Origin of the sequence: Kocuria sp. LUK, from assembly GCF_021012935.1 — a bacterium.
GTDB classification, from domain to species: Bacteria; Actinomycetota; Actinomycetes; order Actinomycetales; family Micrococcaceae; genus Kocuria; species Kocuria flava.
The window spans coordinates 414,870-430,118 of the sequence record NZ_JAJMZI010000003.1 but is presented as its reverse complement, the minus strand read 5'-3'; the positions used below and the strand labels follow the sequence as shown (position 1 = coordinate 430,118).

14 protein-coding genes and 1 tRNA gene are annotated in these 15,249 nt (G+C 74.1%); 1 reads left to right on the top strand and 14 read right to left on the bottom strand.

Annotated elements, in window-relative coordinates; translation table 11 throughout:
* Nucleotides 1–82: 82 nt before the first annotated feature.
* From LQU92_RS07500 to rpsB, 8 genes are all read right to left on the bottom strand, one after another.
* Nucleotides 83–1,717 (bottom strand): cation acetate symporter, encoded by a 1,635-nt coding sequence (locus LQU92_RS07500; RefSeq protein ID WP_058858461.1) that lies wholly within the window; start codon nt 1,715–1,717, stop codon nt 83–85.
* 3 nt (nt 1,718–1,720) lie between these two features.
* On the bottom strand, nt 1,721–2,101 hold the full coding sequence (locus tag LQU92_RS07495; RefSeq protein WP_101852630.1) for a DUF485 domain-containing protein: 381 nt from the start codon (nt 2,099–2,101) through the stop codon (nt 1,721–1,723).
* Between the two features lie 165 nt (nt 2,102–2,266).
* Entirely contained in the window at nt 2,267–3,058 is a 792-nt protein-coding gene (locus LQU92_RS15285; RefSeq protein ID WP_230779500.1) for a DivIVA domain-containing protein, read from the bottom strand.
* Between the two features lie 17 nt (nt 3,059–3,075).
* Entirely contained in the window at nt 3,076–4,002 is a 927-nt protein-coding gene (locus LQU92_RS07485; RefSeq protein ID WP_230779498.1) for a phosphatidate cytidylyltransferase, read from the bottom strand.
* Nucleotides 4,002–4,559, bottom strand: a complete 558-nt coding sequence (gene frr, locus LQU92_RS07480) for a ribosome recycling factor (RefSeq protein ID WP_058858457.1) — start codon at nt 4,557–4,559, stop codon at nt 4,002–4,004. The genes LQU92_RS07485 and frr overlap by 1 nt, the downstream gene beginning before the upstream one ends.
* Before the next feature lie 134 nt (nt 4,560–4,693).
* A complete protein-coding gene (gene pyrH, locus LQU92_RS07475) occupies nt 4,694–5,422 on the bottom strand; it encodes a UMP kinase (protein WP_058859817.1) in 729 nt (242 codons plus the stop codon).
* Between the two features lie 288 nt (nt 5,423–5,710).
* A complete protein-coding gene (gene tsf / locus LQU92_RS07470) occupies nt 5,711–6,541 on the bottom strand; it encodes a translation elongation factor Ts (RefSeq protein WP_058858456.1) in 831 nt (276 codons plus the stop codon).
* A gap of 105 nt (nt 6,542–6,646) precedes the next feature.
* Complete coding sequence (gene rpsB, locus LQU92_RS07465; protein ID WP_230779496.1) at nt 6,647–7,501, bottom strand: 30S ribosomal protein S2; 855 nt, start codon at nt 7,499–7,501, stop codon at nt 6,647–6,649.
* A gap of 433 nt (nt 7,502–7,934) precedes the next feature.
* Between rpsB and LQU92_RS07460 the strand changes: the two genes are divergently transcribed.
* Nucleotides 7,935–8,573: a M23 family metallopeptidase gene (locus tag LQU92_RS07460; protein ID WP_230779494.1), complete on the top strand. Its 639-nt coding sequence runs from the start codon at nt 7,935–7,937 to the stop codon at nt 8,571–8,573.
* Here LQU92_RS07460 and LQU92_RS07455 read toward each other — a convergent pair.
* The 6 genes from LQU92_RS07455 to opgC form a co-directional block, all read right to left on the bottom strand.
* Nucleotides 8,555–8,628: transfer RNA gene (locus LQU92_RS07455), tRNA-Ile, on the bottom strand. The genes LQU92_RS07460 and LQU92_RS07455 overlap by 19 nt on opposite strands.
* A 35-nt stretch (nt 8,629–8,663) precedes the next feature.
* The gene (locus LQU92_RS07450; protein ID WP_230779492.1) at nt 8,664–9,956 is read right to left on the bottom strand and encodes a glycosyltransferase; all 1,293 of its coding nucleotides are present in this window, start codon (nt 9,954–9,956) and stop codon (nt 8,664–8,666) included.
* On the bottom strand, nt 9,953–10,924 hold the full coding sequence (locus LQU92_RS07445) for a DMT family transporter (protein WP_230779490.1): 972 nt from the start codon (nt 10,922–10,924) through the stop codon (nt 9,953–9,955). The genes LQU92_RS07450 and LQU92_RS07445 overlap by 4 nt, the downstream gene beginning before the upstream one ends.
* Before the next feature lie 160 nt (nt 10,925–11,084).
* Complete coding sequence (locus LQU92_RS07440; RefSeq protein ID WP_101852637.1) at nt 11,085–11,942, bottom strand: phage holin family protein; 858 nt, start codon at nt 11,940–11,942, stop codon at nt 11,085–11,087.
* 187 nt (nt 11,943–12,129) lie between these two features.
* On the bottom strand, nt 12,130–12,540 hold the full coding sequence (locus LQU92_RS07435; protein WP_230779488.1) for a hypothetical protein: 411 nt from the start codon (nt 12,538–12,540) through the stop codon (nt 12,130–12,132).
* A gap of 135 nt (nt 12,541–12,675) precedes the next feature.
* Nucleotides 12,676–15,141 (bottom strand): OpgC domain-containing protein, encoded by a 2,466-nt coding sequence (gene opgC, locus LQU92_RS07430; RefSeq protein ID WP_230779485.1) that lies wholly within the window; start codon nt 15,139–15,141, stop codon nt 12,676–12,678.
* Between the last annotated feature and the right edge of the window lie 108 nt (nt 15,142–15,249).

Genomic DNA, 15,249 nt, shown 5'->3' with positions numbered 1-15,249 from the left:
CTTCACGGATGTGCAACGGCACAGCCCGCCCGGAACGGGGTTCCGGGCGGGCTGTGCGTCGTCCCAGGTGGGAGCGGGTGGGTCAGTGCGAGACGGCCTTCTCGGCGCCGATGCCCGTGAGGGAGCGCACCTCCATCTCGGACTGCTTGACGGGGTCCTCGACGCGCCGCTCCGTGACGGAGCCGATGAAGCCGAGGAGGAAGGACGCCGGGATCGAGACGATGCCCGGGTTCTGCAGCGGGAACCACGCGAAGTCGGCGCCCGGGATCATCGAGGTCTCCGTGCCGGACATCACCGGGGAGAAGATGATCAGGCCCACCGAGATGATCAGGCCGCCGTACATGGACCACACGGCCCCGCGGGTCGTGAAGCCCTTCCAGTACAGGGAGTAGAGGATCGTCGGCAGGTTGGCCGAGGCCGCCACCGCGAAGGCGAGCGCCACGAGGAACGCGACGTTCTGCCCCTGGGCGCCGATGCCGCCCAGGATGGAGACGATGCCGATGACGACCACGGTGGTCTTGGCGACCTTCAGCTCCTGGCGCGGGTCCGAGTCGCCGTTCTTGATCACGCTGGTGTAGATGTCGTGGGCGAAGGAGGCCGAGGCCGTGATGGCCAGGCCCGCGACGACCGCGAGGATCGTGGCGAAGGCCACGGCGGCGATGATGCCCATCAGCAGCGGGCCGCCGAGCTCGAAGGCCAGCAGCGGTGCCGCGGAGTTCACCCCGCCCGGGGCCGCCTGGATGCGCTCGGCGCCGATGTAGGCCGCCGCGCCGAAGCCCAGCACCAGGGTGAAGAGGTAGAACAGGCCGATCAGGGCGATCGCCCAGACCACGGACTTGCGGGCCTCCTTGGCGGTGGGCACCGTGTAGAAGCGCATCAGCACGTGGGGCAGGCCGGCGGCGCCGAAGACGAGGGCCAGGCCCAGGGAGATGAAGTCGAGCTTGCTGGTCTCGCTCACGCCGTACTTCAGGCCGGGCTCGAGCATCTCCGGGTTGCCGGAGGTGGCCACGGCCTCGCCGAGCAGCTCGGAGAAGTTGAAGCCGGTCAGCGCCAGGGTCCACACCGTCATCACGGCCACGCCGGTGACGAGCAGCACGGCCTTGATGATCTGCACCCAGGTGGTGCCCTTCATCCCGCCCACGAGGACGTAGACGATCATCAGCGCACCGACGACGACGATCACCAGCGACTGCCCCGCCTTGGAGCCGATGCCCAGCAGCAGGGACACGAGCGCGCCGGCGCCGGCCATCTGGGCCAGCAGGTAGAAGGCGGAGACCGCGAGCGTGGAGATCGAGGCGGCCACGCGCACGGGGCGCTGGCGCAGGCGGAAGGAGAGCACGTCCGCCATGGTGAACTTGCCCGTGTTGCGCAGCAGCTCCGCGATGAGCAGCAGCGCCACGAGCCAGGCCACGAGGAAGCCGATGGAGTAGAGGAAGCCGTCGTAGCCCTGCACCGCGATGGCGCCGACGATGCCCAGGAAGGACGCCGCCGAGAGGTAGTCGCCCGCGATCGCCAGGCCGTTCTGGGTGCCGGTGAAGCCGCGTCCGCCGGCGTAGTAGTCGGCCGCCGTCTGCGTGGACTTCGAGGCCCGGAACACGACGACCATGGTGACGAGGACGAAGGCGCCGAAGATCGAGATGTTGATCCACGGGGTGCCGACCGTCTCGGTGGCGGCGGCCGGGACCAGGGGCGCGGCCGCGGTGTACAGGTGGGGCATCGGTCAGTTCTCCTGTCCGGGACGACCGGCGGCGCCCGCCTGGCGGGACTCGAGGTCCTCGCGGATCGCCGTGGCCTTGGGGTCGAGCTTGCGGTTGGCGAAGGACACGTACGCGCCCGTGATCGCGAAGGTGGTGACGAACTGCAGCAGCCCGAGCAGCACGCCCAGGTTGACGTTGCCGATCACCTGGATCGTGAACAGGTCCGGCGCGTACATGGCCAGGACCACGTAGAGCAGGTACCAGACCAGGAACGCGACGGCGAGCGGGAAGACGAAGCTGCGGTGCGTCCGGCGCAGCTCCTGGAACTCGGGCGACCGCTGCGCGGTCGGGAAGTCGACGCCCGCGGCGGGATCCGCGGCGCCGACGTGCGGCTGGTGGGACATGGGGCTCCTCCCTCGTGTGATGCGCACCACAGTACGCACTTTGTATGCAGAGGGGCAAGACGAATTGCCGGAAAAGGCGGAACCGGCGCCAAGAAGACGCTCCTGCGGAGCTTTCTGGACTGAACCGTGCGCACCGTGTATACACAGCGGCTCCGGGAAGGGTGGTCAGCGCACGGCGAGGAGGTACTCGACGACCCGGTCGAGGAAGGCGTCCACCTGCTGCTCCTCGTAGGCGCGCTCGCCGTGGGCGGGCGGGAAGACGGCCTCGCGCACGGCGGCGGCGTCGGGGCCGGTCCCCGTGGCGAGGCGCTCGGCGACGCGCTCGCACAGCACGTCGACGTGGGCGGCCGAGTAGCCGCGGGTGCGCACGCGCGCGGGCCGGCGGAAGCGCTGCGTGCGGGGCCGCTCGAGGCGCCCCCGCAGCACGGCGGCGAGCTGCTCGGTGCGCGCCCGCCACGCCGCCGCCCCGTGGGCGCGCTCGCAGTCGGTGCGCTCCAGTGCGGCGAGCTCCTCCTCCGCGCGCGCCAGCGCCTCGTCCACGGGGCCGGTGCGGTAGCCGCCGGGGACGGCGTCGAAGACCGCCGCGCGCACGGCCGCGCTCGTGATCAACGGCCGCTCCCCCGGGCCGGGGGCGGCTCCCGCCGCGGCGTCCGGAGCGGACCGGAGGGCACCGGGGTCGGGCGCGCCGTCGCCGGGCGCACCATCGCCGGGCGCGCCGTCGTCGGATGCGTCGTTGCCGGGCGCGCCGTTGCCGGGCTCGCCGTTGCCGGGCGCGCAGGCACCTGCTCCGTCGCGGCCGGGCAGGCCCGGCCCGGGAGCGCCGGGACCGGCGGCGAGGCGCCGCGCGACGGCGGTCAGGAGGGCGTCGACCGGTGCGGGGTCGTAGCCGGACTCGTGCTGCGGGCAGCGCGGCAGCACGGGCGGAGCGGGGGCCGCGCCGGGAGGCTCGCTGGACACGGTCGGCAGCTCCCCGCTCAGACGGCCGCGAAGAGGGCGAACAGCAGGTAGCCGGCGGGCACGGCGAAGAGGATGGAGTCGATCCGGTCCATCACGCCCCCGTGGCCGGGCAGGAGCGTGCCCATGTCCTTGATGCCGAGCTCGCGCTTGACCATGGACTCCGAGAAGTCCCCGAGGGTGGCCGCGCACACGAGCACGAGGCCCAGCACGGCGCCCTCCCACCAGGCGTGGTCGAGCAGGAGCACGGCGCACAGCACGCCCACCAGCACCGATCCGCCGAGGGACCCGGCGAAGCCCTCCCAGGACTTCTTGGGGCTGATCCTCGGGGCCATGGGGTGGCGGCCCCAGACCACGCCGACCGCGTAGCCGAAGGTGTCCGATCCCACCGCCACGAGGATGACCGTGAGCACCTTCAGGGGCCCGCCCTCGGAGTGGTAGAGCAGCAGGGCGATGCTCAGCAGGAAGCCGACCCACACGAGGGCGAAGACCGAGCCCATGACGGAGAGGATCATCCCCTCGCGCCGCCCGAGGGCCCGCCAGACGATGACGAGGGTCAGGCCGACGATCACGGCCATCATGAGGGCCTCGCCCTCACCCGCGAACGCGGCCAGGGGCATGAGCATCCCGGCCGCGACGGCGGGCACGCGCGGGATGTGGATGCCGCGGAAGCGCAGGGAGCGCCCGACCTCCCACACGCCGATGCCGGAGGCCACGCCGGCCAGCAGCGCGAGCACGAGGGGCTCGAGGAACAGGCCCACGAGCAGCGTGCCGATGAGGACCGCGGCCACCCCGACGGCGGCGGGCAGGTTCCGGCCGGCCCGCGAGGGCGCGGTGTGCCGGCGGGCCGGCTCCGGGGCGGTCGGCGCCGCCGGGACGGGGGCCTGCCCGGGGCTCGCCGGGGAGGTCCCCGTCCCGCGGTGCGGCGCGCGGGACGGGTCGGACATCAGACCTGCAGCAGCTCGGCTTCCTTGTTCTTGAGCAGCTCGTCGATCTGCTCGATGTGCTTGCGGGTCGAGCCGTCGAGATCCTTCTCGGCGCGCTTGCCCTCGTCCTCGCCGATCTCGCCGTCCTTGACCAGCTTCTCGACCTGGTCCTTGGCGTGGCGGCGGATGTTGCGCACGGACACGCGGGCCTCCTCGGCCTTGTGCCCGACGATCTTCACGTACTCCTTGCGCCGCTCCTCGGTCAGCTCGGGCATGACCACGCGGATGACGTTGCCGTCGTTGGCGGGGTTCGCCCCGACGTCGGAGTTGCGCAGCGCCTTCTCGATGTCGTTGAGCGCCGAGCGATCGTAGGGGGTGATCAGCAGCGTGCGCGCCTCGGGATTCTGGAAGGAGGCCAGCTGCTGCAGCGGGGTCGGCGTGCCGTAGTACTCCACGAGCAGGCCGGAGAACAGGGAGGGGTTGGCGCGCCCGGTGCGCACGGCCGCGAAGTCCTCCTTCGCCGCGTCGACGGCCTTGGCCATCTTGGTCTTCGCTTCGGACAGGATCTCTGGGATCACGCAAGGCTCCTTCGTCGGTTCCGCACGGCGTGCCCGCGCGGGGTCGTTCTCGGCCGGTGCCGGCGCCTGCGGCGCGCGGTCGGGTGCTCCGGCCAGTCTATCGCCGGGCCCGCCGGGCCCCGGCCGGACCCGGCTCAGGCGGTGACGAGGGTCCCGATCTGCTCGCCGAGGATCGCGCGGGTGACGTTGCCCTGCCCCTCCATGCCGAACACGCGCATCGTGACGTCGTTGTCCCGGCACAGGCTGAAGGCCGTCTGGTCCATCACGCGGATGTCGCGGGCGAGGGCGTCGTCGTAGGTGAGGGAGTTCAGGCGCACGGCGTGCGGGTCGGTGCGCGGGTCGGCGGTGTAGACGCCGTCGACGCCGTTCTTGGCCATGAGCACCTCGTCGGCGTGCACCTCCAGCGCGCGCTGGGCCGCGACGGTGTCCGTGGAGAAGTAGGGCAGCCCGGCACCGGCGCCGAAGATCACCACGCGGTCCTTCTCCATGTGCCGGATCGCCCGGCGGGGGATGTAGACCTCGGCGACCTGCTCCATCTTGATCGCCGACTGCACGCGGGTGTCGACCCCGCACTGCTCGAGGAAGTCCTGCAGCGCCAGGCAGTTCATGACGGTGCCCAGCATCCCCATGTAGTCGGCGCGGGAGCGGTCCATCCCGGCCTGGGAGAGCTCGGCGCCGCGGAAGAAGTTGCCGCCGCCCACGACGATGGCGGTCTCGACGCGGCCGACGGTCGCGGCGATCTGCTCCGCGATGTCGCGGACCACGCCGGTGTCCACGCCGATCGAGCCGCCGCCGAAGACCTCCCCGGAGAGCTTCAGCAGCACCCGGCGGCGCGTGGGGGTGGCACGCGGGTCCCTGCTCATGCGCAGTGCCTCGTCCTGGATCTCGGAGGCGGACGTGGTGGGCATGGGTTCCTCCCGGCGACGACGGTGCGGTGTGGGCGGGCGCAGGTCCTGCTGCCGCCCGCACGGGGGCGTGCGGGGGACGCGGGACGGGCCCTCCTCAGCATACAGAACCCCGGGCGGGGCACCGGGGGCCGGCCCCGCCGTCGTCCGGGCCCGGGGAGCCGGGCGCCGCACGACGGAGGGAGGCCCCCCGCGGACGGGGGGCCTCCCTCGTGGTCGGTGCCGGGCGCTGCCCGGCGGCCGGTCTCAGGCGCCGACGCGGAAGCGCGCGAAGGCGGTGGCGGTCGCCCCGGCCTCCTCGAGCACCTTGCCGACGGTCTTCTTGGAGTCCTTGGCGAAGTCCTGGTCGAGCAGGACGACGTCCTTGTAGTAGCCCTTCAGGCGGCCGGCGATGATGTTCGGGATGATCTTCTCCGGCTTGCCCTCGGCGCGGGCGGTCTCCTCGGCGACGCGCTTCTCCGACTCGACGGTCTCGGCGGGCACGTCCTCCTCGGTGAGGAAGGTCGGGGACAGCGCGGCGATGTGCACGGCGACGTCGTGGGCGACCTGGGCGGCGTCGGTCCCGGAGACCGCCAGGAGCACGCCGACCTGGGCCGGGAGGTCCTTGGAGGTCTTGTGCAGGTAGACGGCCACGTTCTCGCCCTCGACGCGGGCGATGCGGCGGACCACGATCTTCTCGCCGAGCAGGGCGCCGGCGTCGACGACGTGCTCGGAGACGGGCTTGCCGTCGATCTCGGCGGCCAGCAGCTCCTCGAGGGTCGAGGCGCCGGCGGCGACCGCGGCGTCGAGGACCTTGGTGCCGAACTCGACGAACGGGGCGGACTTGGCCACGAAGTCGGTCTCGGAGTTGACCTCGACCATGTAGCCGACGGTGCCCTCGACGCGGGCGGCCACGAGGCCCTCGGCCGTGGCGCGGCCCTCGCGCTTGGTGACGCCCTTGAGGCCCTTGACGCGGATGATCTCCTGCGCCTTCTGCAGGTCGCCGTCGGCCTCGTCGAGCGCCTTCTTGACGTCGAGCATGCCGGCGCCGGTGCGCTCGCGCAGGGCCTTGATGTCAGCGGCGGTGTAGTTCGCCATGGGAACTCCTCACGTTGTCGGTGGGCCGGCCGGGGCGGCGCGCGGCCGCCCCGGCCGGCCCCGGTGCGGCGCACGGCCGCACCGGGGAAGAAGGGGTGGTCGGGACTACTCGGCGGCGGTCTCGGAGGCAGGGGCCTCGGCGGCCGGAGCCTCCGCGGCGGGCGCCTCGGCGGCCGGGGCGTTCTGCTCGGCGTTGTGCTGCTCGAGCAGCTCGCGCTCCCACTCGGCCATCGGCTCGGCGGCGGCCTCGCCACCGCCGGTGCGGCGGTTGTGGCGCTCGATCAGGCCCTCGGCCACGGCGTCGGCGATCACGCGGGTCAGCAGGTTGACGGAGCGGATGGCGTCGTCGTTGCCCGGGATCGGGAAGGCGACCTCGTCCGGGTCGCAGTTGGTGTCGAGGATCGCGACGACCGGGATGCCCAGCTTCTGCGCCTCGTCGACCGCGAGGTGCTCCTTCTTGGTGTCGACGATCCAGATCAGCGACGGGGTGCGGGTCAGGTTGCGGATGCCCCCGAGGGTGCGCTCCAGCTTCTCCTTCTCGCGGCGCAGCAGCAGCAGCTCCTTCTTGGTGTACTGCGAGCCGGCGACGTCGTCGAAGTCGATCTCCTCGAGCTCCTTCATGCGCTCGATGCGCTTGGAGACCGTGGTGAAGTTGGTGAGCATGCCGCCGAGCCAGCGGTGGTTCACGTAGGGCATGTTCACGCGGGTGGCCTGCTCGGCGATGGCCTCCTGGGCCTGCTTCTTGGTGCCGACGAACAGGATGGTGCCGCCGTGGGCGACGGTGGTCTTGACGGCCTCGTAGGCGCGGTCGATGAAGGACAGCGACTGCTGGAGGTCGATGATGTAGATGCCGTTGCGCTCGGTGAAGATGAAGCGCTTCATCTTCGGGTTCCAGCGGCGGGTCTGGTGGCCGAAGTGCACGCCGCTGTCGAGCAGCTGGCGCATGGTAACGACGGACATGTCGTCTCCTGGTCTCTCGTGCGCCCGGGCGCGCTCGTGCGCCCGGCCGCGGTTCCACGGTTGTCGGCTGCGTCCGGCGGACGAGCCCCTGGCGCAGCGGCGGGCCGGACCCGGGTGGGGTCCGCCGCCGGCCGCCTGCCGCGTCCCGCCGGTGCGGGGCGCGGACCGGAAGCGGCCGGGCCGGGAGCAGGAGTTCCCGGCGGCGCTGCGCGCGAAGTCAGCCGCTCGCCGCCCCGTCCCGGTGTCCGGCAGGGACCGGTCGGGGACGGAAGGGCGCGCCACAGGGGCGCAGAGAGCAGACTGCGCCCCCGAGTGTACTACAGGGCCGGGATCCCTCCTGCACACCGCCCGCACCGCCGGCCCCGCCGCCGGCGGCGCCCACAGGGCGCACGCGCCCCTGCCCGCGGTGCCCGCCCGGGGCCACGGTGGGGCCATGGCCGCCGTCCAGCCCCCGCGCTCCCCCGCCCGCCGCACCTTGCCCCGGGCCGCCCTCGTGCTCCTGCTGCCGCTCCTGCTGCTGCCGGGACCGCCCGCGCCCGCGGGGGCCGCACCCGCTCCCCCGGCCGCGACCGCCCCGGCGGGCTGGGCGTGGCCCCTGCTCCCGCGGCCGCGGGTCGTGGGGGCGTGGGCGCCGCCGGCCGAGCGGTGGCTGCGCGGGCACCGGGGCGTGGACCTGGCGGCCGGGCCGGGGGCGGTCGTGCGCTCCCCCGCCGACGGCACCGTCAGCTGGTCGGGGGTCGTCGTCGACCGTCCGGTGCTGACCGTGGCCCACGGGGCGGGGCTGCGCTCGAGCTTCGAGCCCGTGGAGTCCTCCCTGCGGCCCGGGGACCGCGTGCGCCGCGGCCAGGCGGTGGGCACCCTGCGCGGCCGGGACCACTGCGACCCGGGGATCTGCCTGCACTGGGGCGTGCGCCGCGGCCGGGACTACCTCAACCCGCTGCTGTTCGTCGGCGCGCTCGAGCCCTCGGTGCTGCTGCCCGTGCCCGCGGACCTGGCCGGGCGGCGACGAGCGGAGGCCCCGGACGGGGTCCGGGGCCTCTCGGGTGCGCGGGGTAGGGCCGGCGGGGCTTGAACCCGCGACCGAAGGATTATGAGTCCTCTGCTCTGACCAGCTGAGCTACGGCCCCGCGCCGGGGCGGGGCCCCGGCGGCGCAGCTCCACGTTACCGCACGCGGGAGGCCCGCACCGGCCGCGGACCGCGCAGCCGCAGGGCCCGGCGGGGCCGGTCCCCGGCGTCGTGGGCGTGCGGCCCCGGGGCCTGCTCCACCGGTTGCCCGCGGTAGAGCCGCACGAAGGTCTCGAGGGTGCGCGGGAAGCTGTGCCGCTCGACCTTCCGCCGGCTGGCCCGGCCCATCCGGGCCCGCTCCTGCGGCGGGGCGCCGAGCACCCGGGCGAGCTTCTCGGCGAGGTCCGCGGGGTCGCCGGGGGCGAACAGCCACCCGTTGACGCCCTCGTCCACGAGGTGCGGCAGGGCGCGGGCGTCGGCGAGGACCACGGGACGGGCCGCGGACATCGCCTCGAGGGTGACCAGCGACTGCAGCTCCGCGGTGCCCGGCTGGCAGAACACGTCGGCGCGCAGGTAGGCCTCCCGCAGCTGCTCGTCGCTGACGTGGCCGAGGAAGACCACCCGGTCGGCCACGCCGCGGCGGCGGGCCAGCTCCTGGAGGCGGGCGCGCTGCTCGCCGTCGCCGGCGAGCTCGGCGCGCACGTCCAGGCCGTGCTCGCGGCGCAGCCGGGCGACGGCCTCGACGAGCACGTCCACGTTCTTCTCCACGGCGAGCCGGCCCACGAACAGGACGGTGGGCCGGGCCGGCGCGCCGGCCCGCTCCCCCGGGCGCGGCTCGTAGTCGCCGATCCGGATCCCGTTGGAGACGGCCAGCACCGAGTCCGGGAAGCCGTTCTCCCGCATCGTGGCCACGGCCAGCGGGGTCGGGGCCGTCACGACGTCGCAGCGGCCGAGCACCCGGACCATGTCCCGCCACGACACGCCCCGGTACCAGCGCAGGAACCAGCCGGGGAAGGGCAGGAACGGCTCGAGGTTCTCCGGCATGAAGTGGTTGGTGCCCACCGTGCGGATGCCGCGGCGGCGGGCCTCGCGCACGAGCAGGCGCCCGAGGATGTAGTGGCACTGCACGTGCACCACGTCCGGGCGCACCTCGTCGAGGAGCCGGCGGATCGGCCCGAGGACCTCCCAGGGCAGGCACAGCCGGAAGTAGGGGTGGGTGAAGGCGTGGTGGGAGCGCAGGCGGTGCTCGACCACGCCGTCGTCCTCCTGCCGCTGCGACGGCCCCGGCTCGGGGCGCATGCACGCCACGTGCACCCGGTGGCCCTGCTCGTGCAGGCCGCGGGCGAGGCGGTGGGCGAACTGAGCGGCGCCGTTGACGTCGGGCGGGTAGGTCTCCGCGCCCAGCAGGACGGTCAGGGGCCGGTCGGGGGTCGTGGTCTCGGCGCTCAAGCGTGGCTTCCCGGTCGGTGGAGTGCTGCGCGGTCAGGGGCTGCGGGGTCCGCCGCCGGGGCGCCGGGAGCGGGGGGCCGCGGCCCGGCGGGGGCCGCACGGCGGGCGAGGACCTCCGGGTGGTGCTGCGAGAGCACGGCGACCCCGACTATAGCAACGGCGCCGGCGGCGGCCATGAGCACGCCGGTGGCCACGGAGAAGCCGTCGGCGGCCTCCCCCAGCACCAGCATGCCGAGCAGCACGCCCACCATCGGGTCGAGGACCGTCAGCCCGGCGATCACCACGTCGGGCGGCCCGCCGGCGAAGGCGCTCTGCACGAACCACCCGCCGAGCACCGCCGCCGCGGCGCCCACGCCCACGGCGGCCCAGTTGACGTCGTCCAGCGGCCCGCCGGCGCTGCCCTGGATGCGGGTCAGGGTCAGGCGCACCAGCACGGCCACGAACCCGTAGAGGATCCCGGCGCCCACCACGTAGAAGGTCCCGCCCAGGCTCCCGCGGAACAGCAGGGCGGCGGTGCCCAGCACGCACACGAGGACCACGAGGGCCAGCACGACCGTGTGCTCGGCCCACCGCGAGATGGCGCGGGCGGGGTCGGTGGCGGAGACCGCGCAGGTGACGAACACGGCCCCGCCGGCGGTGCACATCCCGATCGCGGCCCACGTGCGGCGGTTGATGCGCAGCCGCCGGTGGCGTGCGTGGAGCAGGGTCGTGACCACGAGCGCCACCACGCCGATGGGCTGGACCACGGTCACGGTCGCGAGGCCGAGGGCGGTGACGTTGAGCGCCGTGCCGGCCCCCAGCAGCCCCAGGCCCAGCAGCCAGCGCGGACTGCGCAATAGGGCGGGCAGGGCACGGAGGCTCAGCCGGCCGGGCACGCGGTCGGCCACGGCGGCCCCCTGCTGCTGCGTCCCCACGGCCAGGCACAGCGCCGAGGCGACGGCCAGGACGACGGCCAGCCACTGGTTCATCCCCACCACCGTCCTTCGTCCACAGCGGCGAGTCTATCGGGGCGGACCCGGCGGACCCGCCCGCACGCGTGGCCTCCGGGTGAACGCACGGCGAAGGCCCGGGAGCGTCGCGCTCCCGGGCCCTCGGGGTTCTGCGCCACGGCGCGGCCGCGGCGCTGCGTCAGCGGAAGAGCTTGCGCAGGAACACCACGAACGCGCTGCCGGCCACGGCGAGGACGGTCAGCGGCTGCCAGCGCTCGCCCAGCCCCGCGCCCTGCCCGCCGCTCGCGCCGGCCGGGCGGGTGCCGCGGGCGGCGCCGAGCGCGGACCGGACGTCCTTCGGGGTGGTGCGCACCGTGCGCCCGGTGCGGTCCACGAAGCCCTTGGTCGCGGCCTGGATGGTCTCGGCGCGGCCCTGGACGTCGTCGCGCAGGGTCTTCAGGTGCTCGCGGCGCAGCTTCAGGCGGTGGCGCAGCTGCTCCTCGGTGGGCGCCGGCGGCTTCTGGCGGGCGGGGTCCTGCGCGGCCTCGCGCTTCTCCTGCTCCTTGCGCTCGCGGGCCAGCTGCTCCTCGCGCTGGACGCGCGCCTCGGTGTAGGCGGAGCCCTCCTTGACGACGCCGAGGTCGTACTTGGTGCCGAACACGGCCTTGCGCGGGACCAGCGGCAGGGCCTTCTTGATCGTCGAGACGCCGATCAGCGCCGCCACGGCGAGCACCACGAGGAACAGCACGGCGAGCAGCAGGGCCGCGAGCCACGACGGCATGACCTGCGCGAGACCGGCGATGGCCGCGCCCACGAGCGCGATCGTGGCCAGCAGCAGGAACACGAGGCCGACAGCGACGAACGCGGCGCCCTTGCCGAGGGTCTTGGCCTTGTCGGTGAGCTCGAGCTTGGCGAGCTGCGCCTCGTCCTTCAGCTGCTTCGGCAGCAGCCGGGCGAAGACCTTGACGACGTCGAGGATCGACGCCTCCCCGGGGTCGGAGTGCTCCGTCCCCGCCTTCGAGGTGCCGGCCGTGCCGGGGCCTACCGAGTGACTCATGCCCGCCTCCGTGGATGCTCGTGGATAGTACGTTGACTGAGCACAAAGCTACCACCGGGGACGGCGCCGCCGGGCGCGCACCGGGCCGCCGGCCGCGACGGCCGGGGAGACGGTCCGGCCGCACGCGCGGGAGGACCCGCCCGGTCGTCCCGGGCGGGTCCTCCGGCGCACGGCGTCCGCAGGGACCTCAGCGCCTGCCGTGGTGGTCGTGCTTCTTCGCGTCCACGTCCGAGAAGTAGACGTAGTAGTCCTTGTGCTTGTTGTGGCGGTGGTCGTAGGAGCAGACCTCGACCCACTTCCTGTCCTTCTCCTCGACCCACTTGGCGGTCCGGTAGAACTTCCAGTAGTGGCCGTCCTCGCACTTGCGGTCGGCGTAGCGGGCGGCCTCCTTCAGGTCGACCGTCTTCTCCTCGACGACCTTCTTGTGCCCGCTCCTCGCGTGCTTCTCGACGAGGATCACTTTGATGTGCTCGTCCTTGTGGCCCCTGCCGTCCCGGCCGTCCCGGCCGTCCCGGCCGTCGGCGACGGCCGGCGCCGCCCCCGCCGCCAGCAGTCCCGTGACCGCGAGGCCGGTGACGATCGTGCGCAGACTCTTCATGGCTTCCCCCAACCCGAGTAGGTGTCACCAAGGTAAAACTGCTGGTCAGCGCTACAAAGCAGTACGGATCTCGGGTTCTTCACGGTCCCGTCACGGGCGGGAACTACTACCGGGTCGTCACCTCGCGTTCGTCCGTCAGCGCGGGATGAGCCGGAACAGGAAGCGCGTGCGCACCATCAGCCACAGCAGGGCGAGCACCACCGCGTAGGCGGCCGTGTTCAGCCACACGTCCCCCTGCCGCAGGGCCGGGACGTTGGCCGCGGCGAGCACGAGGAAGACGTGGACGACGAAGACGTACAGGCTCGCCCGGCCCAGCGGGAGGAGGAACCAGCCGAGCGCCCGGTGCAGCGGCCTCCAGTAGGCGGTCAGCAGCGCGTAGGCGGCGACCACCACCAGGAGCACGTTGAGCAGGCGCCCGGGCCCGAGGTAGGTGCGCTGGAAGAGCGAGTCGTACACCGACCGGAAGACCTCCTCCGGCAGCAGCGCCAGCCGGACGTCGTAGGCGTTGGTGAAGTAGGGACCGGTCCAGGAGAACACGGCCAGGACGGCGGCCAGCAGCACGCACCCCGTGAGCAGCGGCCGGCGCCGGGGGGCGGAGAACCAGTCGACGATCCGGGCCCGGTGGTAGCCGGCGACCGTGCCGAGCACGAAGAGCACCTGCCACACGAGCAGGGGGAAGGAGTCCTCGAACTGGGAGGGCAGCAGACGCCACCGCGTGGTGGTGCCGACCGCGTAGAGGCTCACGCTGGCGAGCACGACGACCCAGGTGCGGCCGCGGGCCAGGGCGGCCAGCACGAGCGGGCTCAGCGCCAGGAGGACCACGTACAGGCCCATGATGTTGAACTGCCAGGGACCGACCTGCAGCAGCAGCAGCGCGGGCACGAGGTGGGCGGGCACGGGGAACCGGAACAGTCCGTCCATCCCGGCGTAGAGGTCGTAGGTGGCCCCGGCCGCGGCGGCCCCGGCCGCTCCGGTGCCCTGGTCCGTGAAGGTCGTCACGGCCGAGGCGTCGAGGAACGGCAGGCGGCTCAGGAGCAGGACGATCAGCACCACGACCAGCGCGGTGACGTAGAGCTTCCAGGCCCGCCCGCTCGTGCGGTCCACCACCTCCGCCAGCCCGTCGCGGGCCCGGGGGCCGTGGACCAGCCCCAGCACGGCCCCCGAGAGCAGCACGAACAGCTCTGCCCCGGAGACCGCGCCGACGCTCTCCTGCGTGAGGAGCTGGAACAGCGAGGTCAGCCCCACGTGGTTGACGACGACGAAGACGATCGCCGCGCCGCGGAGCATGTCGATGCGGGCGTCGCGGGCCCCCGTGTCCGCGTAGCCCAGCTGCCGGACCGGCCGGGCGCGCGGCAGCAGGCACAGCACCAGGACCGCCGCGAGCGCGGCGGCGGCCGCTGCCCACGCCGCCGGACCCGTCAGGGTGACCCCCGTCGCGGCCGGGGCCGTGCCCTCCAGGGCGGAGGCCTCCACCACCGGCCCGGTCACCGCGGCGGAGTCCGCCACCTGTCGTGCGAAGGCCCCGGCGAGCCCCGGCTCGTGGGTGATCCGCCAGTCCACCACCACCGGGCCGTCCTCGCGCCGCTCGGCGGTCTCGGTCCACACGAGGGCCCCGATGCGGTCGTAGCCCTCGGCGGGGGCCGCCAGCACCTGCTCCGCCCACGCGCGCTTGATCCGCTCCTCCCCGGCGCCGGCGGCGCCGGGGCTGTAGAAGGCGGCCGTCTCCACCAGCAGCGGCTTGTCCCGCCCCACGGCGTAGGCGGCGTAGAAGTCCTCCGCTCCCGCGGGGACGTCCGGGGAGGGCGGGCCCAGGGCCGCACCGAACGACCCGGGCTCGGGCACGGTGTTGCGGGCCTGCCCCTCACCCGTCTCGTCGTGCTGGACGGTCAGCCCCACCCAGTCGACGACGTCGTCACCCGGGTAGTAGGGGGCGTAGGCGTCGTCGTCGACGTCCCACACGCCGCTGCCGTCGGTGTCCAGGTCGCCGAGGGCCCCGCCGGAGGGCGCGGCCCCCGACGGCGCCCGGAAGGGGTAGTCCCGGGCCGCCGTGGGCGACCAGACCAGGACCGCGCCCGCCAGCTCGGCGTCCACGGCGGCAGCCACGGCGCGGAAGGCCGTGCGGTAGGCCTCGGGCTGCTGCCCCCAGTCCACCCAGGACGCGTTCATCTGCGGGGCGAAGCGGATCATGACGGTGCCGTCGTAGCCCTGCGCCGCGTCCGCGACCTGGGCTGCGAGCGCGGCGGCGCGCGCATCGTCCACCTCGGCCAGCGGGACGCCGGGGCGGACGGTGAGCAGCGCGTGCGCGCCCTGGGCCGCGACCTGACCGAAGTAGTCGCGCAGGTGACCCTGCTCCCGCGGGCCCATGGGCAGGGGGACGGGCCGGCCGTAGACCGCCGCCGGTGCGCCGAGGCGCTCGGCGTGGGCGGCCGCGGAGTCCTCCGACCAGTCCAGCACCGCCCCGAGGTGCGGTGCGCCGGGGGCCGGGGCGGCGGGCGGCTCCGCCGCCCGGGCCGGGGCGGTGTGGGCCGGGCCGAGGACCACGGCGAGCAGGGCCAGCAGCACGGCGGCGGCCCTCGGGGTACGTGCGGCGGTCGGGACCACGGCGCCTCCGGTCGAGGTCGTGCGAAGAGGTTCCCCGGGGGACGGGGAGCTCCCATTGTGGTCGGGGGCGCCCCGCACCACGGCGCGACGTGCCGACAGGGGGCGCAA

Excerpts from the sequence above, each read along its gene's own strand:
- LQU92_RS07500 (WP_058858461.1), bottom strand. The coding sequence starts at position 1,717 with ATGCCCCACCTGTACACCGCGGCCGCGCCCCTGGTCCCGGCCGCCGCC.
- LQU92_RS07495 (WP_101852630.1), bottom strand. The coding sequence starts at position 2,101 with ATGTCCCACCAGCCGCACGTCGGCGCCGCGGATCCCGCCGCGGGCGTC.
- LQU92_RS07485 (WP_230779498.1), bottom strand. The coding sequence starts at position 4,002 with ATGTCCGACCCGTCCCGCGCGCCGCACCGCGGGACGGGGACCTCCCCG.
- pyrH (WP_058859817.1), bottom strand. The coding sequence starts at position 5,422 with ATGAGCAGGGACCCGCGTGCCACCCCCACGCGCCGCCGGGTGCTGCTG.
- tsf (WP_058858456.1), bottom strand. The coding sequence starts at position 6,541 with ATGGCGAACTACACCGCCGCTGACATCAAGGCCCTGCGCGAGCGCACC.
- rpsB (WP_230779496.1), bottom strand. The coding sequence starts at position 7,501 with ATGTCCGTCGTTACCATGCGCCAGCTGCTCGACAGCGGCGTGCACTTC.
- LQU92_RS07460 (WP_230779494.1), top strand. The coding sequence starts at position 7,935 with ATGGCCGCCGTCCAGCCCCCGCGCTCCCCCGCCCGCCGCACCTTGCCC.
- LQU92_RS07445 (WP_230779490.1), bottom strand. The coding sequence starts at position 10,924 with ATGAACCAGTGGCTGGCCGTCGTCCTGGCCGTCGCCTCGGCGCTGTGC.
- LQU92_RS07440 (WP_101852637.1), bottom strand. The coding sequence starts at position 11,942 with ATGAGTCACTCGGTAGGCCCCGGCACGGCCGGCACCTCGAAGGCGGGG.
- LQU92_RS07435 (WP_230779488.1), bottom strand. The coding sequence starts at position 12,540 with ATGAAGAGTCTGCGCACGATCGTCACCGGCCTCGCGGTCACGGGACTG.